The organism is Bacillus sp. B19-2 (assembly GCF_022832475.1).
Taxonomy (GTDB): Bacteria; Bacillota; Bacilli; order Bacillales; family Bacillaceae; genus Bacillus; species Bacillus paralicheniformis.
In genome coordinates this window covers 1-20,811 of sequence record NZ_JALHKQ010000003.1, presented here as the reverse complement: position 1 = coordinate 20,811, position 20,811 = coordinate 1, and the positions used below count along the sequence as shown (strand labels likewise).

At 47.4% G+C, this 20,811-nt stretch carries 19 protein-coding genes; 6 read left to right on the top strand and 13 right to left on the bottom strand.

The window, feature by feature from the left end; all coding sequences use genetic code 11:
• Nucleotides 1-29: 29 nt before the first annotated feature.
• The gene (gene trmB, locus MST20_RS12485) at nucleotides 30-671 is read right to left on the bottom strand and encodes a tRNA (guanosine(46)-N7)-methyltransferase TrmB (RefSeq protein ID WP_243942613.1); all 642 of its coding nucleotides are present in this window, start codon (nucleotides 669-671) and stop codon (nucleotides 30-32) included.
• A gap of 180 nt (nucleotides 672-851) precedes the next feature.
• On the opposite strand from trmB, the gene MST20_RS12480 reads away from it, so the two are divergent.
• Nucleotides 852-1,130 (top strand): YtzH-like family protein, encoded by a 279-nt coding sequence (locus MST20_RS12480; protein WP_075751912.1) that lies wholly within the window; start codon nucleotides 852-854, stop codon nucleotides 1,128-1,130.
• On the opposite strand, the gene MST20_RS12475 is transcribed toward MST20_RS12480, so the two are convergent.
• From MST20_RS12475 to thpR, 5 genes are all read right to left on the bottom strand, one after another.
• A complete protein-coding gene (locus MST20_RS12475) occupies nucleotides 1,125-1,928 on the bottom strand; it encodes a phosphotransferase family protein (protein WP_165427814.1) in 804 nt (267 codons plus the stop codon). The two genes, MST20_RS12480 and MST20_RS12475, sit on opposite strands and share 6 nt — an antisense overlap.
• 188 nt (nucleotides 1,929-2,116) lie before the next feature.
• The gene (gene pulA / locus MST20_RS12470) at nucleotides 2,117-4,249 is read right to left on the bottom strand and encodes a type I pullulanase (protein ID WP_243942611.1); all 2,133 of its coding nucleotides are present in this window, start codon (nucleotides 4,247-4,249) and stop codon (nucleotides 2,117-2,119) included.
• A 26-nt stretch (nucleotides 4,250-4,275) separates the two neighbouring features.
• Complete coding sequence (locus tag MST20_RS12465; RefSeq protein WP_243942609.1) at nucleotides 4,276-5,196, bottom strand: YegS/Rv2252/BmrU family lipid kinase; 921 nt, start codon at nucleotides 5,194-5,196, stop codon at nucleotides 4,276-4,278.
• A gap of 52 nt (nucleotides 5,197-5,248) precedes the next feature.
• Entirely contained in the window at nucleotides 5,249-6,190 is a 942-nt protein-coding gene (locus MST20_RS12460) for a hypothetical protein (protein ID WP_243942607.1), read from the bottom strand.
• A complete protein-coding gene (gene thpR / locus MST20_RS12455; protein ID WP_243942605.1) occupies nucleotides 6,174-6,779 on the bottom strand; it encodes an RNA 2',3'-cyclic phosphodiesterase in 606 nt (201 codons plus the stop codon). Before thpR ends, MST20_RS12460 begins: the two co-directional genes overlap by 17 nt.
• Before the next feature lie 139 nt (nucleotides 6,780-6,918).
• On the opposite strand from thpR, the gene cysK reads away from it, so the two are divergent.
• Entirely contained in the window at nucleotides 6,919-7,851 is a 933-nt protein-coding gene (cysK, locus tag MST20_RS12450) for a cysteine synthase A (protein ID WP_243942603.1), read from the top strand.
• Between the two features lie 40 nt (nucleotides 7,852-7,891).
• On the opposite strand, the gene MST20_RS12445 is transcribed toward cysK, so the two are convergent.
• From MST20_RS12445 to pepV, 3 genes are all read right to left on the bottom strand, one after another.
• Nucleotides 7,892-9,082 (bottom strand): MFS transporter, encoded by a 1,191-nt coding sequence (locus MST20_RS12445; RefSeq protein ID WP_243942601.1) that lies wholly within the window; start codon nucleotides 9,080-9,082, stop codon nucleotides 7,892-7,894.
• A 114-nt stretch (nucleotides 9,083-9,196) separates the two neighbouring features.
• Nucleotides 9,197-9,670: a DUF2691 family protein gene (locus MST20_RS12440; protein WP_243942599.1), complete on the bottom strand. Its 474-nt coding sequence runs from the start codon at nucleotides 9,668-9,670 to the stop codon at nucleotides 9,197-9,199.
• Between the two features lie 16 nt (nucleotides 9,671-9,686).
• Complete coding sequence (gene pepV / locus MST20_RS12435; protein ID WP_243942597.1) at nucleotides 9,687-11,078, bottom strand: dipeptidase PepV; 1,392 nt, start codon at nucleotides 11,076-11,078, stop codon at nucleotides 9,687-9,689.
• A gap of 107 nt (nucleotides 11,079-11,185) precedes the next feature.
• On the opposite strand from pepV, the gene MST20_RS12430 reads away from it, so the two are divergent.
• Nucleotides 11,186-12,493, top strand: coding sequence for an NCS2 family permease (locus MST20_RS12430; RefSeq protein ID WP_243942595.1), 1,308 nt, complete (start codon nucleotides 11,186-11,188; stop codon nucleotides 12,491-12,493).
• Between the two features lie 20 nt (nucleotides 12,494-12,513).
• Here the strand turns inward: MST20_RS12430 and MST20_RS12425 are convergent, their stop codons facing one another.
• Complete coding sequence (locus MST20_RS12425; protein WP_243942592.1) at nucleotides 12,514-13,674, bottom strand: ABC transporter permease; 1,161 nt, start codon at nucleotides 13,672-13,674, stop codon at nucleotides 12,514-12,516.
• Entirely contained in the window at nucleotides 13,671-14,378 is a 708-nt protein-coding gene (locus tag MST20_RS12420; protein WP_377905252.1) for an ABC transporter ATP-binding protein, read from the bottom strand. Before MST20_RS12420 ends, MST20_RS12425 begins: the two co-directional genes overlap by 4 nt.
• Before the next feature lie 271 nt (nucleotides 14,379-14,649).
• Between MST20_RS12420 and MST20_RS12415 the strand changes: the two genes are divergently transcribed.
• On the top strand, nucleotides 14,650-14,871 hold the full coding sequence (locus MST20_RS12415) for a DeoR family transcriptional regulator (protein WP_003184500.1): 222 nt from the start codon (nucleotides 14,650-14,652) through the stop codon (nucleotides 14,869-14,871).
• 123 nt (nucleotides 14,872-14,994) lie between these two features.
• Here MST20_RS12415 and MST20_RS12410 read toward each other — a convergent pair whose 3' ends face one another.
• Both MST20_RS12410 and MST20_RS12405 read right to left on the bottom strand, forming a co-directional pair.
• A complete protein-coding gene (locus MST20_RS12410) occupies nucleotides 14,995-15,717 on the bottom strand; it encodes a pseudouridine synthase (RefSeq protein ID WP_243942591.1) in 723 nt (240 codons plus the stop codon).
• 40 nt (nucleotides 15,718-15,757) lie between these two features.
• The gene (locus tag MST20_RS12405; protein ID WP_243942588.1) at nucleotides 15,758-17,386 is read right to left on the bottom strand and encodes a putative polysaccharide biosynthesis protein; all 1,629 of its coding nucleotides are present in this window, start codon (nucleotides 17,384-17,386) and stop codon (nucleotides 15,758-15,760) included.
• Nucleotides 17,387-17,619: 233 nt separating this feature from the next.
• Here MST20_RS12405 and MST20_RS12400 point away from each other — a divergent pair, with 233 nt between their 5' ends.
• Both MST20_RS12400 and opuD read left to right on the top strand, forming a co-directional pair.
• Nucleotides 17,620-18,894 carry a BaiN/RdsA family NAD(P)/FAD-dependent oxidoreductase gene (locus MST20_RS12400; protein ID WP_165427828.1) on the top strand — a complete coding sequence of 425 codons (1,275 nt, stop codon included), beginning with the start codon at nucleotides 17,620-17,622 and terminating at the stop codon, nucleotides 18,892-18,894.
• A 230-nt stretch (nucleotides 18,895-19,124) separates the two neighbouring features.
• Complete coding sequence (opuD, locus tag MST20_RS12395) at nucleotides 19,125-20,660, top strand: glycine betaine transporter OpuD (RefSeq protein ID WP_165428709.1); 1,536 nt, start codon at nucleotides 19,125-19,127, stop codon at nucleotides 20,658-20,660.
• Nucleotides 20,661-20,811: the final 151 nt, after the last annotated feature.

Sequence of the window (20,811 nt, the reverse complement as noted above, 5' to 3'; positions counted from 1 at the left end):
AAAACAGACCGCCGGAAGCAGTCTGTTTTTTATGTTCGCCATTCAGCTTCGACTCTGTAGATCGGCTGGCCTTTAGCGGCGAACTTTTCTTCGTATTCGGTCATCACGTTTCCTTCAAAATCGCTTTGATGCAGATCAAGGCTGACGAACGTCAAAACGAGTCCGTATTCGGAAAAACTGGTAAGGGAGTACTCAAATAATCCGCGGTTATCGGTTTTGAAATGAATCGCTCCCTTGCCTCCGAGCACCTGCTCATATTTTTTCAAGAACGCTTGATTGGTCAGACGGCGCTTTGCATGGCGCTTTTTCGGCCACGGGTCGGAAAAATTCAAATAGACCCGGTCGATCTCCCCGTCTGCAAAAACGTCTGAAAGCATATTGGCATTGATGTTCAAAAGCTTTACATTCGGCGCCTCTGTCTGCTTTACTTTATCAACAGCGGTTACGATGACGCTTTTAAATAATTCGATTCCGATATAGTTTACATCCGGGTTTTGCAGGGCCATTCCTGAAATAAATTGCCCTTTTCCGGTTCCTACTTCAATGTGAATCGGGTTGTCATTTCCAAAAACGGAATGCCATTTCCCTTTGTATTGAGACGGCTCGCTGATCACAATATGAGAGTTTTCAGCCAGATAGTCATCCGCCCAAGGCTTGTGACGCATTCGCATGTACTTACACCTCTATCTGTTATATCGTCTTACAACATACCATGAAATGCGCGAATCCCGCAAGGCCTCTTCCAAAGCAAAAAAGACCGAAGATCGGCCTCCGGGTCTTTCGCGTATAAATTACAGCTTTCTGAACATTTTAATCCATATACTCCGAGAATGAAGGGAAGTGCCAATATTATGGGCTTAAATCAGCAAAATCAGATTCATCTATTAAAAGACATTCTCTCAGACCATCAGGCAGACTGCACCGGAACCGTCGCTGAGTGCGAACAGGTGGAGCGGATTATCAAGTCTTTAATGGCAAATACGAATCTTGACGCCGGCCTGAAAGGCGTTCTCGAAGACATTTATTTGTACAGCCAGAGGGGAAAATCGTCCGCTTCGATCAACAGCCACATTCAGGAACACCAGGATCATCTCACGCAATGGGTGGAAGATATCGACTCATTTTCATGAAGTCCCGGCGAGACGCTTCATTAATACGTGAAGCTGTTCCAGCCCTTGGTGAAAGCCTTCCTGATTGCCTTTCGCTTTTTGCCAGAGCGTTGTCATTGCTTTTTCCGCCAATACGTACCAGGCCATTCTCAGCCTGAGATTGTCCGTTAACGAAGAGCCGTAGCGTTCGAGCCAGCTTCCCCATTCCCGCTCTTCAACGTAATGATAAAGAAGCGGCCCCAGATCGATCGCGGGGTCTGCAATCATCGCTCCATCCCAATCGATTAAATAAAGCTGGTTCTGATCTGTAAGAAGCCAATTGTTATGATTCACATCGCAGTGACAGACGACCTTTTCTCCGGACTGTACATCTTCGAGATGGTGCTCCAGATACAAAAGGGCTTGGTCAAGCTGCGGTATCGGATATTGCCGGGCCTGGATAAACTGCTTCAATTGAGTGATTACAGAGCTTGGCTGAAAAGGCTGTTTGCCGAGTCTCTTCAGCATGTCTAAAAGCTCTTTGGAGCTGTGAATTTTCCGAAGCATCTCAGCCACCGCCTGGCTGTTCATATCCTTCGGCTTCAGTTCTCTTCCCTTGAGCCAGTGCTGTGCTGTAATCACATCCCCGTTTTCCATTCGTTTTGTCCAAACGAGCTTAGGAACAATTCCTTCCGCGGACAGGACAGCCAAAAAAGGAGAGCTGTTGCGCTTTAAAAAAAGCTGCTGTCCATTATGTTCTGCATAATATGCGTCTCCTGTAGCTCCTCCTGCGGGGGAAATCTCCCATTCGCTACCTAGTAATTGTCCCAACCAGTTCATATCGATTTTCAACCCATCATTTCATTAAAAGATTTTAAAAAGCATCTGCTCCCTAGAGCGGGCAGCAAACCGCTTGTATTGTCGTCTATTTATATTCAAATAAAAAGACGGCTATTGAGAGTCATTTGTGCTAAACAATAGCCGTCTTTTAAATTTTAGCGCTAGACGCCAAACTTCGTCAAGCAAAACTAAAAAATCCCTTTTGGTTCATATAGAACGTAGGTTCCGATGCCGTTCAGCCGAAGCCTTTTTTCCGCTTGAACCTTCCCATTGAAAAACGTAAAAGGATCGCAGTGCAGCAAGTACTGTTTCTGAGCGGGCAGCTCGAGCGTTTCCTTTTTTGCAGACGGACAATGCACCACTATGATTTCGTTCCAGGAATCAAATGCTGCAATGTTCTTGAGCTTGTATGCCGTCACCTCTCCTGTACCGCTCATAAAAGAAAGATGTTCCTTGACTTCCTCCTCTTTTTGCAGACGAAAGGCGGGATGGCTTCTCCGCAGCCGGATCAGCCGGCGCACATATTCGACATCCTCGCAAAGCCCCGCCCGCTTTTCCCAATCGAGCCTGTTGATGCCATCTCCCGACCTGTAGCTGTTGCTGTCCCCATTCTTTGTTCGGCAAAATTCCTGCCCGGCATGAAGAAACGGAACGCCTTGCGAAAGCAGGACGATCGACAGCGCGAGCCTTTGCCTGAGCCGTTTTGTGCAGGCATCTTCTTCCGAACAGAAGGCCATCTTATCCCAAAACGTATGATTGTCATGGCACTCCACATAATTGATTGACTGTGGCGGCGGCAAGAATCCCGGTGAGCCGGCAATTCCATGTTGAAGCTCAGCTTTTTTCCCCGTGTCCCCTAAAGCATACCCGCGGTCACTAAGCTCAAATGTACTCCCTTTGACTGCGTTTCTGAACCGATCATTAAAAAAGCCGACCGCTGGAACTTTTCCGGCATTTTGCAATGTTGCTTTTTGCCCGCTTTCAAGCGGGGTATTTAAATCCCAGCCTTCTCCGAACAGGAGCGCGCCCGGCTTCACATTCTCGGCAAGCTTACTGATTTGGCGGACGGTTTCAATATCAAGAATGCCCATTAAATCAAAACGAATTCCGTCGACATCATATTCTTCAAGCCAATAGCGGACAGAATCGAGAATATATTTTCGCACCATCAGCCGCTCAGAAGCAATGTCATTTCCGACGCCTGTTCCGTCGGCTGGAAAACCGTATTCATTATGTCTGAAAAAATACCCGGGAACCGTTTTTTCAAAGGGGGATGTTTCCCTCTTGTACACATGATTATATACCGCATCCATGATCACGGAGAAGCCGTGTTTGTGCAGCGTCTGAATCATCGTTTTCAGCTCGGTGATTCTGCTTTTGGGGTTCTGCGGATCGAGCGAATAGCTTCCTTCCGGGGCATTAAAGTGAATAGGGTTATAGCCCCAATTATAAGATTGGTCAGTTGACAGCTCATCAACTCCGGTAAAATCGTGAAAGGGCAGAACCTCGATGTGGGTGACGCCGAGCTCTTTCAAATAGGCAATTCCCGTTGAGAAGCCGCCGGACGTTTCAGTTCCGTCCTCTGTAAAAGCAAGATATTTGCCTTTATGGCGCATACCGCTGTCTTCATGAATCGAAAAGTCGCGGATGTGAACCTCATATATAACCGCATCACACGGACTGTGAAGGCTTGGCGCACGGTATTTTTCCACTTTGACTTCCTCAGGATCTATTACAACGCCCTTTTCCCCGTTTACCGTAACAGCTTTCGCATAAGGATCGACGGTCAATAACGGCATCCCGTTTACATAAAGCTTATATAAATAGGACCAGCCGTTCAGATCGCCTTCGACCGTTACCTCAAAAACACCCTTTTCTCTGCGCATCATTTGAAAAGTATTTGTTTGAAGCGAATCAGGGCTCTCCAGCTCGATCGCTGCCGTACTCGCGGTCGGCGCCCATACCTTAAATAAAGTACGCTCGTGTGAATAAAAAGCGCCGAGACGGCCGTCATAAAAAAAAGCCTTGTCAAACGCCGCACTTCGCGTAACAGAACCGATTTGCAGGTCTGTCCAGACGCTTTCTTCACACCATACTTTATGAACTCTTCCGAATGGAACGAGGCGGCTGCTTTCGAGAACATACTTGAATTTCTCCCCAAGCTCCTCCGTCGCTTTTACCGAAAGCTCTATCCTCTCTCCTTGATCATCTTCAAGCAGAAAAGGGGGGCTGCAGCTTGACGCGCGGCTCTTCGGAACTAAAACAGTGATCGTTCTCATTTCATCGAGATAAGCTTCAAAAGGGCGGCTGATACCCGGCATCTCAGTCTCTCCTTCATTCGAAAGATTTATGCTCTTAACCGAAGAGATTCGGTCCCTGTTTTGATGAAAACGGGCGCCCAGCCGATCACCTCTCCATCCGCTTGAAAGAGCACCCGCTCATTCGTATGAAAATAAATTTCTTTCGTCTTAAACGCCGTAACACCGTTTTTGCCGATGTGTTTGCCGAATATCATCGCAAACAAGAGGCCGGCTTTTTTCAGGACGGAGCGGTCTTCAATAATGATCACGTCTAAAAACTCATCCCGCGGATTCGCGTTCGGTGCTACCTTCATGTCTCCGCCATAGTAGGGGTGATTTGAAACCGACGCAAACCAGATTTTTTTAAACGTACGCTTGTCATCCCCGTTCTCATACGAAAGAACAAACGGTTTAAACGTAAACGCCGTAACAAAGAAAATCAGCGGCTGAATCACATGATTCAGCCTGAGAGCAGCCGTCCATTTCGGCAAAGCAGTCATCTTTTTGACGGCGCAGGCATCAAATCCTAGGCTGAGATGATTGGCAAAATAAAGTTCGTTTTCACTGTCTTTCGTATGAAAGCTTCCGAGGGCATAGGTCCGGGTCAGCGATTGCCCTTTTCGCTTCATTTCCTTGATGACATTCGATTTTTTCACGGCAAAGCCGCGTTTAAAATCATTATTTAAGCCCGACGGGATGACGCTCAGCTGAATGTCCCGCAAGCTGACTAAGCCGTTGAGCACTTCATGGACAGTTCCGTCCCCGCCGATCACCAGCAGACGCTTCAGCCTGTCATCCTGTATCGTTGATATTTGCCTTGCCAACACTTCAGCATGCCCGGGATGCTGGGTCATAAATGAGCGGTACGATATATTTGCCTTTTGAAGGTCTTTCTGCAATGATTTCCATACTCTGAAGGCCGTCGCATTTCCCGCCTTTGGATTTATGATGATATACCAATCGCTCATGATTCCATTCTCCATTTTATAGTATGAAAAAGCCGGGATAACGTTCTGGCGGTCAGCTCAGCCATTCCTGTCTCCGCATCGAGTCGGAGACGCCGTGCGACAACAGAATTTTCGCCGTTTTCAGCTGCTGGCTTTTAATCGGGGCGAAGTTCTTTTGCTGCCTCTCCAGCCACTCTTTCCAGTGTCTTTTGTCGCAAATGTCGATTCCGTAAGGAGGTTCCGGATAATCGATATACGATGTCCGGCTGACAATGACTTTGCGCACAGGCAGTTCAATCCCCGATCCCTTTAACAAGCCGGAAAGAACCGTGCCTGTCCTGAGAAGTTCGACAGCCGGATTTAATAGTGACCGTTCCTTGCCCCTTACCGTTTTTTCTTTCCAAAAACGATCTTTGGAACCGATAAATGCGCTGTCCTTCTCGCCTTCGAGAAATGATATACAGCAGATCTCAAGAGGCGTGAGAATCAAGACGCTGAGCTCTACCGCAGCCTGATTCACCTGCAGCACCGGCCGATACATGATGAAATATGAATCCGGCAGCTGCTTTGCCAAAATGTGCAGGATTTTATCGCTTTTTATTTCCCGGGAAAGCCTGGATATGTCAGAGATTGTCGAGCTTGCCCATTTCAGCTGAAACTCGTATACGTATTCTTTGAAAAACGACACGAGTTCCTCCCCTGCCGCAGGAATTCTTGCGATCAAGCTTTCATCCGTTTCTCCGTCCAGTCCGTTAAACCATTCATCGGCTTCTTTTCCTTTATTAATATCGGATGCTTCTTTTTTTCTCTTTAATGTAAATGTCTTCTTTCTTTTTCCGACCGTTTCATCATCGGCGGCTCCTTTATCGTAATGAAGGCTGTCTTTCTTTTTCTCAGCCATCTCTTTAATTGACTGCCAGCGCTGCTTTTTCAAGCGGATAAACTGGTTGATATAATGATAAGGATCCTGTTCATACCTTGAAATACAATCCTGTATTTTAATAATCTGTGCCATCTGCGTTCATCTCCGAATCTTGCTTTTCTGCAGCCGGCCGTTCACCGAAATGGAAAACGGCTTGATGCTCATATTTGGGAAGCCTGTCTAAATGAGTTTGAAAGATGGTGAAATGCCCGGCCGTAAAAGACACCGCGTCTACAAGAGGCTCCAGGCGGCCGTTAAAAGAGGCCGATCCATTCCACTTTCTGGCGACCGTCACATGTGGATGAAAAGGCCGTTTTTCAATTTCAAATCCCGCCGCATCTGCAGCATGCTTCACCCGTTCCCTCACGTGAAAGAGAGCGGCTGAGTATTCCGGTTCTGCATGAAGAATTCTCGGCTCCGACGGCTTGCCGAACGTTCCGAAACGTTTCAAGGCAATCTGAAACGGAGCCGTCTCATCAGATATCAGCTTGAGGCTGTCAGCAAGCATAGCCAGCTGCTCTTCTTCAGCAGAGCCGAGGAACACGAGGGTGATGTGGTAGTCCAAAGGATGCACCCATCTATGAAAAGAAAATTCCGGACGGCTGCTGACTGTTCGATAAAGCGGCTCACTAAGCTCCGCCGGAATTGGAATTCCTATAAAATAATGCGGTTTGACTGACATATGTATGGCTTCCTCCTCATTCGTCTTCTCTATATTTTAACAAAAAATATAAGGACTTATAACCTCTCTATTTTCCACTTTCCGAGGCCTTATGATAGGATATTGACAGAATCATGTTTTTTAGAAAGGGTGCACAGCCGTGAAAGCCGTTCACAATATTGCAGAATTAATCGGGGAAACGCCCCTTGTCAAGTTAAACCGCGTTCAGCCCGATAACGCGGCCCAAGTTTATGTCAAGCTTGAATCTTTTAATCCGAGCGGAAGCGTGAAAGACCGCGCGGCCTACCAAATGATTGTGGATGCCGAAGAAAAAGGCCTGCTGAAACCGGGTTCAACCATCATCGAACCGACGAGCGGAAACACCGGCATCGGCCTTGCGATGAACGCGGCGGCAAGGGGCTACAAAGCCATCCTTGTCATGCCTGATACGATGACAAAGGAGCGGATCAATCTTCTGAAAGCGTACGGGGCTGAGGTCGTCCTGACGCCGGGGGATGAAAGAATGCCGGGCAGCATCAAAAAAGCGCAGGAGCTCGCTCGGGAAATCCCGGGCAGCTTTATTCCGATGCAGTTTGATAATGAAGCCAATCCGGAGGCTCATCGGAGATCAACCGCTCTGGAAATTGCCCGGGCAATAGAAAAAATCGGCAAACCGCTCGCCGCATTTGTTGCAACAGCAGGGACAGGGGGAACGATTACCGGGACAGGCGAAAAGCTGAAAGCGTTATTTCCGGGCATAACCGTTCATGTGGCAGAACCAGCAGGGTCGCCTGTTTTATCCGGGGGCAAACCGGGAAAGCACAAGCTTGTCGGGACAAGTCCGGGATTTATTCCAAATATTTTAAACGAAAACGTCTATGACGAAATCTTAAAGATCAAGGACGAAGAAGCCTATGAGATGACGCGCAGGTTGGCGCGGGAAGAAGGAATCCTTGTCGGCCCTTCTTCTGGAGCCGCTTGCTTCGCCGCAGTTGAAACGGCCAAGAGGCTCCATCCCGGCAAAGTGGTCGTCTGCATGACAGCCGATACAGGGGAACGCTATTTATCAAGCGATTTATTTCAATTTGATTAAGAGAGGAAAGCCTGATTTCTGTTCTGAAATCAGGCTTTTTTTATGAAGAAACCGATGTCTGCACGGCTGCCGTCTTTTTTGAAAAGACATTGATCATCACGAACAACAGGAAAGATAGAGAGGATAAAACGCCGAAGAACAAATAGACGGACAGCGCTGAATAGCGTTCATAAATCAACCCGCCGGCAAATGTACAAAACCAGTTGCCAAAACCATTACCGACAGCTGTGTACATACTGATCGCTGTAGCGCCCAAATGACCGGGTGCCAGCTTTCTTACGTATTGCAGCGCGGCCGGAATAAACAGTCCGATCGAAAAGCCTTGTACGATACATGTCGCATAAACGAACGGCAGCGACGGCATGATGTAGTAAAAAACCCAGCGAAGCGAGGAAATGAAAACCGCAAACAGCAGCACCCTTTCAATTCCAAACCGCTGAATCAAGCGGTTCGCGGCTTTCATAAAAGGCGCTTCACTGCCGGCAGCGACCAAAAACGCGATCCCCACTCCCGCAAGCGTGCCCCCGATTTCATTGATATAGATGCCAAAATAAATGTTATGGGCAAGTGTAGGTCCCATCATCAAAAAGGCGGCAAGCAAAAAGATCAAATACTTTTTGATTTTGAATAACTCTCTGATCCCGCTCTTCAAATCGACCTTCATCGCTTTATTTTCTTTCGGAAGCCTGTGAGCGAATAAAGCTGAAGCGATCAGGAACAAAGTAAACGTATAAAAAATAACGGAAAGATGAAAAATTTCAGCAAGCCTTCCCATCACAAAAACGGCGGCGGCAAAGCCGAGGGCGCCCCACAGCCGAATCGATCCGTAGGGGATTTTTGATTTTTCCGAAAAACTGACCGCGATGCTGTCGGACAGCGGGACGATGGCGCTTTGAAATACAGCAAGAAAAATCATCGCAAGAAGCAGCCATTCATATGATTTGAATAGTGAGAACAGGAAGGCAAATAAAGCCGTCGACAGTAAAGCCATCGTCAAAAGCACGGTAGGCTTTCTCGTTAAATCGCTCATGATTCCCCAGACAGGCTGGATGAAAATCATGACAACGGGGCTGATCGACAAGATCAGGCCGATTTGCCCGCCTGACAAATGAACGGCATCTTTTAAATACACGGAAAGAAGCGGATAAAATGCCCCGTAACCGAAAAAGAACAAAAAGTAAAATGAATAAAACCGTTTCTTCACATGTAGCAATTCCTTTTCCTGCTTCAAAAAGCCTCTCTCCTCTCGGACGCCTATACGCACCTTTACTATATTCGTTATCCTTGAAAACAGCAATGTTTTTCAGCAAAAAAGCCGCTCTATAGAGCGGCCGTCTTTGTTGTGCTATACATGCATCCCTGTCCTGGCATCGTTGTGATCCGTTATATATTCAATATGCGTGAAACCGCAGTCCTTTGCGTTTTGATACAGAAGCTCCTGCTTTTTTTGATCTTTGCAGTATATCGTGACAAAACTCGAATCGGCTGTAAGCACAATCAGCTCGCAGCTGCTTTTCATATATGATTCATATGTGCTGACATCTTCGGGATGGCCATCCTTCGGAAAAGCCTTCAGATCGGCGAAGATGAGATAGTATCTTGCGTCTTCCAGCCTTTTTTTAAATGCTTCTCCTGTCATCACCTGCGGATCTTGAGGAAAAAGATTTTCATCTGACAATTCACCGTTTTGCACGAGATAGCATTCGCCATCGGCAAGCAGCCAATTGAAACAGGCCGGATCAACCGGCTTCAGCATATCGAGAAGAAAGCGCCCGTACCCGTTCGGGATTTCAAATATTACGCCTCGCTTATGACTCATGTCATCACTCTCTTTACTACTTCGCCAATTCATAAATAGCCTGTGCATAAATCGATACAGCCTTCAGCAGATCATCAATTTCCATATACTCGTCTTTCTGATGGGCAACGTCGGGCCGGCCTGGAAACAGCGGGCCAAATGCGACGCCGGCTTCCAGTGACCGTGCATATGTCGCCCCGCCGATAGAAATTAATTGTGCCGTTTCCCCTGTCTGCTCCTCATAGACCCGCTGCAGCGTTTTGATCAGCTCATGGTCTTTTGCTACATGATGGGGCTTGCTGTCTTTAAAGCTCACCAGCCGAGCGCCCTTTATTTGCGAAAGCCCGGATTTCACCCGATCGCTCTCTTCAGTCACAGGATAGCGGATGTTAATATGGGCTTCTCCGCCTTTTTCCTGTTCATACTGCAGCCGGCCGACATTCAACGTCAGCTCTCCGCTGATGTCATCGCGGCAGCCGATGCCGATCTTTTTCCCTCTCGTATCTCCTGCAAAAGCCCCGCTAACCGTTTGAACAAACTGGAGGCCGGCTCTGTCAAGGGATTGGGCATGTAAAAACTCGGCCAAAATGAGACCGGCATTGACACCGTTATTAGGCTCCATGGCGTGAGCTGATTTGCCGTACACGGTTAATGTCAGTCTGCCGCCTTCTTGAAGAATACGCCCTTCTGCGCGCTTTTCTTTTACAAACCGGACAAATGACTCTTCAAAACCTGATGGGGCAGACCCCGCCAGGACGGCTTCGGCGTCATCAGGCACCATGTTCAGACGCCGGCCGGACCGGAATGTCTCCAATGTTAAGTCCGCACCTGTTTCCGCTTGATCAGTTTCAATTTTTAAAGCCGCGTCAATCAAGCCTTTTTCCGCATAGATAATCGGAAAATCAGCATCAGGTGCAAAACCCGCTGAAGGCATCTCTTCGTGTTTAAAATAATGCTCCACACAACGCCAGTCGCTTTCTTCATCGGTGCCGATAATCATTCTGATTCGCTTTGATAATGGGAGGCCGGAGTCTTTGACAATTTTTAATGCATGATACGCAGCCATTGTCGGCCCTTTATCATCAAGCGCTCCCCTTGCATAGATGCGGCCGTCTCTGATTTCTGCAGCAAACGGATCGCTCGTCCAGCCGTCTCCGGGCGGAACGACATCAATATGGCAAAGCACGCCGATGATCTCCTCGCCTTTCCCCCATTCGATATGGCCTGCATACCCGTCAAGATTTTTGACCGTAAACCCGCTTTCTTCCCCTTTATTGAGAAGCGCTGTCAGGCATTCTTGAATTCCTTTTCCAAACGGCCGGCCCGGACCCGCCGTCTCTTCATCAAGGACGCTGTTGATTTTTAAAAAACCTTGAATATCCTCTACGATCTCATTCCGTCTTTTTAACACTTCCTGTTCCCAGTTCATAATTTCGCCCCTTCTTTTTTCAGTTTAGCCAAAAACCCTTGCAAAAACACCCGATAACGAATAATATAGATATTGTTTTGCTATAATGTTCGTTATTGGAGGAAATGATGTTTAACATAAAAGAAAACCAAACCACAGTCAAAAAAGAAATCCTGGCCGGTATTACAACCTTCTTTACAATGGTTTATATCGTCGTGGTCAACCCGAGTATCCTTTCCGGCACAGGCGTCCCGTTTGATCAAGTGTTCACTGCCACAATCATCGCCGCAGTCGTCGGAACGCTATGGATGGCGCTTGCCGCCAACTTTCCGATCGCGATCGCACCCGGGATGGGACTGAACGCGTATTTTGCAGTGTCAGTCGTCGGCTCGTCCAACGGCGAAATTTCTTATCAGACAGCGTTCAGCGCTGTTTTCGCGGCCGGTATCCTCTTTATTATCTTATCGCTAACACCTCTTAGAAAACAACTGATCGAAGCCATTCCGGCCAATCTAAAATACGGGATTACCGCCGGAATCGGATTGTTTATCGCTTTTGTCGGTCTGAGAGGAGCCGGAATCATTACCGCCAATGAATCCAATTTGGTCGGGCTCGGCAATCTGCACTCGCCCGGAGTGATCCTGGCGCTAATCGGCTTGGCTTTCTCCGTCGTTTTGATGGTCATGAATGTGAACGGCGCTCTATTTTTCGGTATGATCTTAACCGGTCTGATCGCCTTTTTTACCGGCCAGCTTGAGTTTACCAAAGGGATTCTGTCAATGCCTCATCTGCCGGAAAAACTGATCGTCACAAACCCTTTCGCCGCTTTTGGCGATGTCATCCACTACGGCCTTTATTCGGTTGTCTTCTCGTTTCTGCTCGTCACGATTTTTGATACGACAGGAACGATGATCGGTGTCGCCGAGCAAGCCGGGCTCATGAAAAACAACAAACTGCCGAATGCAAGAAAAGCCCTTCTTGCCGATTCGACAGCGACGACGATCGGCGCAATGTTCGGGACAAGCCCGACGACCGCTTATATCGAATCATCCGCAGGGGTGGCCGCAGGCGGAAGAACAGGGCTTACGTCTTTAACAGTCGCTGTGCTTTTCGGAGCGGCGCTGTTTTTCAGCCCGCTTGTGAGCGCGGTCTCCGGCATCTCAGCGATTACGTCGCCGGCATTGATCATTGTAGGAAGCATGATGATCGGCGCTGTCACCAACATTCGCTGGAAAGAGCTTGACGAAGCATTCCCGGCCTTTCTCGTCATTTTGACAATGCCGCTGACATCATCTATTGCGACAGGCATTTCCCTCGGGTTTATTTCTTATCCGATTGTCAAAGCCGCGAAAGGCAAATGGCGCGAGATTCATCCGCTTGTCCTCGTGTTTGCCGTTCTCTTTTTCATACACCTCTTCTTTTTGGAAGGGCATTAAACGACTGAACCCCGTCTTTTTTAAAAAGACGGGGTTTTCAGCATCAGGCTGAGCGCGATGACGAGGCAGCACCAGATCAATCCCGGATAGAAAAGCCAGTCAATGGCATTCCGCCTGGCCTCATAAAAAGCATCGCTTTCTTTGTCTGCCCCCAGCAAAAAAACGCGTTCCATCACCTTATCAAAATGGACGGACAACAGACTTCGATAAGCGAAGACAAAAACCAGGAGAGCGCCTGCTTTCATCCAGACCGGTCCAACCATTATCAGCGCCGTAAAAATGCCGATCATTTGCATAAGCTGTCTTTTATAGTCCGGATGGCGCAGCATCACTTTAAAAAAGATTTCCATTAGGCCATTTTGCACTGTACGGGCTTTAAAGATGTTCCGAGATTTTTTAAAGAACAGCCGCGGCTTTTTCGCTCCTCGTTTCCCCGGCTTCGGCACGCTTCCATCCAGGTTCAGCGACAGGAAAAATTTTGCTAGTCTCAGCTTTCTTCTGTTATCAAATTCAACCTCTTCATAAAATAGATACATGTTTCCGAGAATGCCGCCTGCGGTCTTCACCGCCGCCGCAGGCAGCACCAGGCCGATCAAGAGCACAACCGGCCAGGAAAACAACAAAACAACTGCACAAGCCGACAGCCACACGAAAAAGATCAGTCCGGCGTTCAGCACCCGGTGTTTCAGCTTGTACTGCCATCCGATGTTCCGTCTCTTCAAGACGGTGATCAAGAAATTGAGACAGAAATAAAAAAAGAATACGGCGAGACAAGCAGGCAGTTCAACCCCAAATTGTCTGACGAACAGAGGAGTAAACACGGCCGCCGTAAACAGCCATTTGCAAAACTGGACAATCAGACAATATAAATAGCCGCACCTTTTCATGTCCAACACGAGTGTCTTTTTTTGCAACAAATAAAGCTGATCGGCTTCCATTAAAAATGTCCTCACAGACCCAAACAGCGTAAAAACGGCAGGAGCCAGCACAATCAATCCGGCCTGCCATCCGTAAGCAAACGCCCCTTCATTCAGCCATTTAATATATTGATAAACGCCGATTCCAGCCGCAGGCAGCACAATATACAGCGCAACCGTCCAGTCGATGACCAGTTTGATGATCCGGAGCTGATAAAGACAGTCCGCTTTCAGCCTGCTGATAAACAGCGCCCGGCCGCTCATGCGGGCGCACCTTTTACAGCAAAGTAAAAGCAGTCAAGCAGCGAGCCATCCGAAAGGCCGGTTTTCTCCCGCAGCTCTTCGAGCGTACCCTCCAGCATCAGACGGCCATTTGAAATCAGCAAAAAACGGTCACAGATCTTCTCGGCGGTATCCAGCACATGCGTACAAAGCAAAATACCCGCTCCCCGCTTCTGCTCTTCTTTCAGCATATCCAAAAAGAGGCGGCTTGCGATCGGATCGAGCCCGATAAACGGTTCATCGATAATATATAGATCAGGCTGCATGAGAAAAGCATGGATCAACATCAGCTTTTGCTGCATCCCTTTCGAAAAGCTTCCCGGATAATCGTGAAGCGCATGCTCGAGCGAGAATCGCTCGATGAGCCGATTCGCCCTCGGCAAAAACGAGGACTCGTCCTCCTGCAAAAACGTCCCTAAAGCCGTGATATGCTCCCATAAAGTCAATTCGTCGTAAAAACTGGGCTGTTCAGGTATGTATGCATAGTTCGACGTTTCAGGCCATTCAATCTGCCCGGCCATATGCCTTGTTAAACCGAGTATCGTTTTAATTGTCGTGCTTTTCCCCGCTCCATTCGGTCCGATTAATCCGACGAGCTCGCCTTCCCCCACAGCAAACGATATATTTTCGATCGCCGACTCCTTTTCTTCATAACCGGATTTTTCGATATGCACTTTTAATTTCATCATCTTTACCACCTCTCTTTTATTACGTATGAAGCTAGAAAAAGTTTAATATTTTTTCTAGCAAAAAACGTGATCGTACTGCATGTTCTGCTCACGATTTTCATTTTTACATAAATTTGGCTCCGGCTTTTTTCTGGATATTTGGCAAAGAGATCGTGTATAATATTTATTGATCATTTTCAAGAAATGGTCGCTAACCGTCCATGCTGCATTTTGGAGTCGTAAGTTGTGGTAGTCAAGTCCATTCGATCATACGATAGGGAGTGGTTGTTTGAAACCTTCAACAAACCGAATGCTAACCAGGATCAAATCAGTCTACATGTTCATACAAGAAAAAGGACTCGTTACAACCCAGGAACTGGTTGATGAATTTGGCACTACACCGAGAACAATCCAGCGTGATCTGAATGTGTTGGCATACAACGATCTAGTACACAGCCCGAGCAGAGGCAAATGGGAGACTACAAGAAAAAAAGTGAAAATCTCCTCATAGTAATATTCTGAAAAATTGAACTTTAGCGCTGAATATCATATAGGACAGCCATCAAACATAAAAAAGCATCAAACCAGATGAAGTTCGATGCTCCATAAACCAACTCTACAGGCACTCGACGAATCAGAGTGTCTTTTTGTTTTGCAATGCGGCAAGCTCGTGTTCAGAGAGCTCTCTGTATTCCCCCGGCAAAAGCTCTTCATCAAGATCGACATCCCCCATTTTCAGCCGCTTTAAATAGATGACGTCATGGCCGACCGCCTTCAGCATTCTTTTAACCTGATGAAATTTCCCTTCCGTTATTGTCAAAAGCAGACGTTCCACGCCGTTTTCGCTTTCCAAAAGCGACGCTTCAGCCGGTTTTGTGACATATCCTTCACCGATATCGACCCCTTTTTCAAGCTGATCGAGAGACGCCTGATCAATCGGCTTAACGACATGTACTTCATACGTTTTAGGCACGTGTTTTTTCGGCGATAAAAGCTGGTGTGTCAACTGTCCGTCATTCGTCAAAAGCAGCAGCCCCTCGGTATCCTTGTCAAGCCTTCCGACCGGAAACGGCTCAAACCTCAGCAGCTCCGGATTGAGCAAATCGACAACCGTTTCCTGGCGGCTGTCTTCTGTCGCTGACAGCACTCCTTGCGGCTTGTTCATCATCAAGTAAATAAATTCCTGATAAACGACGGGTTCGCCGTAAACCGTGATGTCGTCTGATTCCGGGTCTACATGCTCTTTTGCGTCTTTGATCAGTTGATCATTGACGCGCACCGCGCCGTTTTTCAGCATTTTTTTGACTTCTTTTCTCGACCCGTAGCCGCTGTTTGACAACAGTTTATCCAATCTCATGAAGACACTCCCTTTTTTTGCATAAAAAGAAAAGCCCTTTTTAGGAGGCCTTTCTTTTGAAAAAGCGATTCAACCGCTGACCGAAGATTTTTTCGAGCAGTTTCACACGGTAAGCCAAGTACAGGTAAACTGATCCGCCGACCGCAGTTGTGATGAAAATGACGACAGCAGATTTGATCTGCCCGCCTTCATATGAAATAAACAGACTGAGAAGCGCCTGGACAAGCAGCAACATGATGCCCATGACCGCCGTCAGGATCAGCATCAGCAAAAACCGTTTAAACAGTTTGCGATACGAATAGCCGGCATGGCGTTTAATCATAATAAATCCGTATAGGAGTGACGCTGAATAGCCGAGCGCCGTTGCCAAAATCGATCCGCTTCCTTGAAACAGCTTGATGAGCGGAACGTTAAGCGCGATTTTGATCACAATCCCGATCATCAGGCTGACAACCGCAAATTTCTGCTTGTTTACCCCCTGCAAAATCGCAGCGTTGACAGTGAAGAGCGAGAATAACAGCGCCACGGGCGCGTACCAGAACAAAATATCTCGTCCCATTTCAGGGAGCAGGCTTTCCGAGCCGTAAAAGAACGTGTAAACCGGACCCGATAAAAGAGCCATACCGACTGATGCAGGAAGAACGATGAAGAGAATGATCTGCATCGCCTGATCAATCTGTTTGTTTAAAGCAGGGAAATCTTTGTTGGTATAGTTTTCAGTCACCGCCGGGATCAATGTCAGGCCGAATGCCGTCGCGAGAGATACCGGAATCATCACAAGCTTTGGCACGTACAGCGTCACGATCGCCATCAAATCCTGGCTGATGTTTTGATAGCCGGCTGCAATCATCGCTTTATTAAACGTATTCGTATCAATGTACTGGTAAAGCGGTATCGCCAGCCCGACAAAGACGTAAGGAGCGGCATAGCTGAACAGCTCTTTAAACATCTGCCGGTACGTAATATTGGCGGAAGGAACAAGGTTCGGCTTCAGCGCCAAAAGCGCTCCTTTTCTTTTCTGCCAGGAAAAATAAAGCGTGAACAGCCCCGCGAACGCGCCGATCAAAGCCGCAAAAGTCGCATAGCCGACAGCGACGACAAGCCCGCCGTCTAATACTTTGATCACCAAATAAGTAGCCGTTAATAGAAAGACGATTCTGGCAATTTGTTCAACGACCTGTGAAACGGCTGTCGGCCCCATCATCTGGTGACCTTGGAAAAAGCCTCTGATCAGCGCCAAGATCGGCACAACAAGTAAAGCGAGACTGACCATGCGAATGACATACACGACATGTTCAATCGTTAGCCCGTTGTTTTCTGTTCCGCCGAGGGCCATCTCCGCAAAAAACGGGGCGGACAAATATAGAATGGAGAAAGCAATGATGCCTGTGACGAGCATCATCGACATTCCGGCGCGCAGCATCCTTCTCGTTGTTTCATAATCGCCCATCGAGTTATACTTTGAAACAAACTTGGACACGGCCGCCGGAAACCCCATGGTCGCAATGCTTAAAAAAATCGTATATTGATTATAACCGTACTGGAACAGGGCACCGCCGGTGGCACCGACCATGGCTCCGAACGGAATCAAATAAATCATTCCGAGGATCCTTGAAATATAGGTACCAAGCGTTAATACAAAGGTGCCTCTTAACAGTTTGCTTGACATGTTCCCAATCACCATTTTTCTTCAATAGATTCAACTTTTCTATTTTAACATACAGGCGCATTACTCAGGTAATAATAACATGGCTAAATTTTAACATCCCCATGTTTTAACGTTTTTTCATTCTGCCGTTCTTTCGTTATAATAAGAAGATGGAGCGCGGATGTTATCTGATCAATCCGCCCCGCCTGCACAGCATGCAGGCTCTACAAGACAGGAAAGTTGAGGATATTGGTATGAAGTATTTTGATGTCATCGTCATCGGCGGAGGCCCCTCCGGGCTGATGGCCGCCATCGCGGCAGGTGAACAGGGGGCGGACGTTCTTTTGATTGACAAAGGAAACAAACTCGGCCGCAAGCTTGCCATTTCGGGAGGCGGACGATGCAATGTAACGAACCGCTTGCCGATTGATGAGATCATCCGGCATATTCCCGGAAACGGACGCTTTTTGTACAGCGCTTTTTCTGAATTTAACAACGAGGACATCATCAAATTTTTTGAGCGCCTGGGCGTCAAGCTGAAAGAGGAAGATCACGGAAGAATGTTTCCTGTCTCCGACAAGGCGCAGAGCGTAGTGGATGCACTTTTAACAAGGCTTGAACAGCTTCATGTAAGCGTGCGGACAAACGAAAAAGTGAAAACTGTCCTATACAATGAAGAAAAAGCGTGCGGGATCGTGACAGGCAGCGGCGAAGAAATTGGAGCGGGATCTGTCGTTATCGCTGTCGGCGGGAAAAGCGTCCCCCATACGGGATCGACCGGAGACGGCTATGAATGGGCGGAAAAAGCCGGCCATACGATTACGGAACTGTTCCCGACAGAAGTTCCGGTTACGTCTGACGAGCCTTTTATCAAGCAGAAAACATTGCAGGGCCTATCATTGAGAAACGTCGCCCTCAGCGTATTGAACAAAAAAGGAAAACCGGTCATCACCCACCAAATGGATATGATTTTTACCCATTTTGGACTTTCTGGGCCCGCTGTCCTCAGATGCAGCCAATTTGTCGTCAAAGAGTTGAAAAAGCAGGAAAAAGTCAGACTGAAAATCGACTTGTTCCCTGACATTCACGAAGAACAGCTTTTTCAAAACATGCATAAAGAATTAAAGGACGCTCCGAAAAAATCACTCAAAAACATGCTGAAGCCTTGGATGCAGGAAAGGTATCTGCTGTTTCTTCTCGAGCGCAACAAGATTGACCCTTCTGAAACCTTTTCATCCCTTTCCAAAGACCGTTTCAGAGCTTTCGTCAAAGACTGTAAAGAGTTTACCGTCAACGTGAACGGCACCCTTTCGCTTGACAAAGCCTTTGTGACCGGAGGAGGGGTTTCCGTAAAAGAAATCGATCCTAAAAAAATGGCGTCTAAAAAAATGGAAGGACTTTATTTCTGCGGAGAAATCCTCGATATTCACGGCTATACGGGTGGGTATAATATCACATCCGCGCTTGTCACAGGCAGACTTGCAGGCATGAATGCAGGCGAATTTTCGCTTTGCCGAAGAAAAAAATAAAATCGCTCCGAACCCTTGACAAACGTGGAATGGCAGAGTTTCAGCGCAGTGCTGAGACTTGTGCCTTTTTTGAAAAGTATGTTACGGTTAAAGAGTTTTGTTTCACCTGATTGTGGGGTAATAGGGGAAGCTAGGTCAAACTTCCTGAGAGAGAATGAATTTTATATGTGCAACTCATACTAAACATAATGATGGGAGTAAGGACGAAAAATGATTAGAGGGTGAGGATGATTTTGAAAAATATTTCAAGCGTTTTTTGGATTGTGATTGTTATCACAGCAGCAGCTGTATTATGGGGAATCGTTGCTCCGGATAACCTTCAGGCGTTAACGACTTCGATTCAAGGTTATGTTACGAACACACTCGGATGGTATTACTTATTGGTGGTTTCTCTGTTTGTCGCATTCAGCATCTTTTTGATCTTCAGTCCGATCGGAAAGATCAGATTAGGGAAACCTGAAGAAAAACCTGAATTCTCTCGATTATCTTGGTTTGCCATGCTTTTTAGCGCAGGTATGGGCATTGGTCTCGTATTTTATGGCGCGGCTGAACCGATCAGCCATTATGCCATTAGCTCTCCATCAGGTGAAACAGAAACAGCCCAGGCCTTTAGAGATTCTCTGAGGTATACATTTTTCCACTGGGGATTGCATGCTTGGGCGATCTATGCGATCGTTGCCCTTTGCATCGCGTACTTTCAATTCAGAAAAGACGCGCCTGGCTTGATCAGCGCGACGCTGTTTCCGGTCTTCGGCGACAGAGTCAACGGACCGCTTGGAAAAGGGATTGACTGCATCGCTGTATTTGCAACCGTCGTCGGTGTAGCGACCAGTCTCGGAATCGGCGCCACGCAGATCAACGGCGGACTCCATTATCTATTCGGAGTGCCGAACAGCTTCCAGGTGCAGCTGGCGATCATTGCAATCATCACCGTTCTGTTCTTAATTTCCTCATGGAGCGGAATCGGAAAAGGCATCAAGTATTTGAGCAATACGAACATGGTGCTGGCCGGCGTCCTGATGATCTTTATGCTGTTCGTCGGACCGACAGTATTAATTATGAACTCGTTTACGGACACGATCGGAACGTATATTTCCAACGTGGTGCAAATGAGCTTCCGCCTTGCGCCTAATGATCCGGACAGCCGTGAATGGATCAATTCATGGACGATTTTCTACTGGGCTTGGTGGATCTCTTGGTCGCCGTTTGTCGGTATTTTCATCGCCCGCGTATCAAGGGGGCGCACAATCAGGGAATTTTTGATTGCCGTCTTGTTTGCGCCTACTGTGCTGGCGTTTCTATGGTTTTCAATTTTCGGGGTTTCAGCGATGGATCTTCAGCAAAAAGGGACCTTCAACGTTGCAAAACTGTCTACAGACACGATGCTGTTTGGCGTGTTTGACCACTACCCGCTGGCGATGATTACATCTATCGTTGCCTTGTTGCTCATTGCTGTATTCTTTATCACTTCTGCAGACTCGGCAACATTTGTTCTCGGAATGCAAACGACTTACGGTTCACTGAATCCTGCGAATTCGGTCAAGATATCATGGGGCATCATCCAGTCAGCAATGGCTGCTGCGCTTCTGTATTCAGGCGGACTATCGGCGTTGCAAAACACTGCCATCCTGGCCGCACTGCCGTTCTCAGTCGTTGTGATTCTCATGATTGTATCGTTATATAAATCTCTGTCACAAGAACGAAAAGAAATTAAACAGGCCGAGAAATTCCAGAAGCCAAGAAGCCCGAGGGTGAAAAAAGCATAGACGAAAACAGCTCTTCCTTTGAAGAGCTGTCAGACCGTTGACAAAATAGGTCGGATTTCTATGATCCGACCTATTTTTGTCCATTTTGTTCTATTTTTTCGACGAAAAAGCTGGCGATGAGGACCTTTCCAGGTCCAATTCGCCAGCTTTT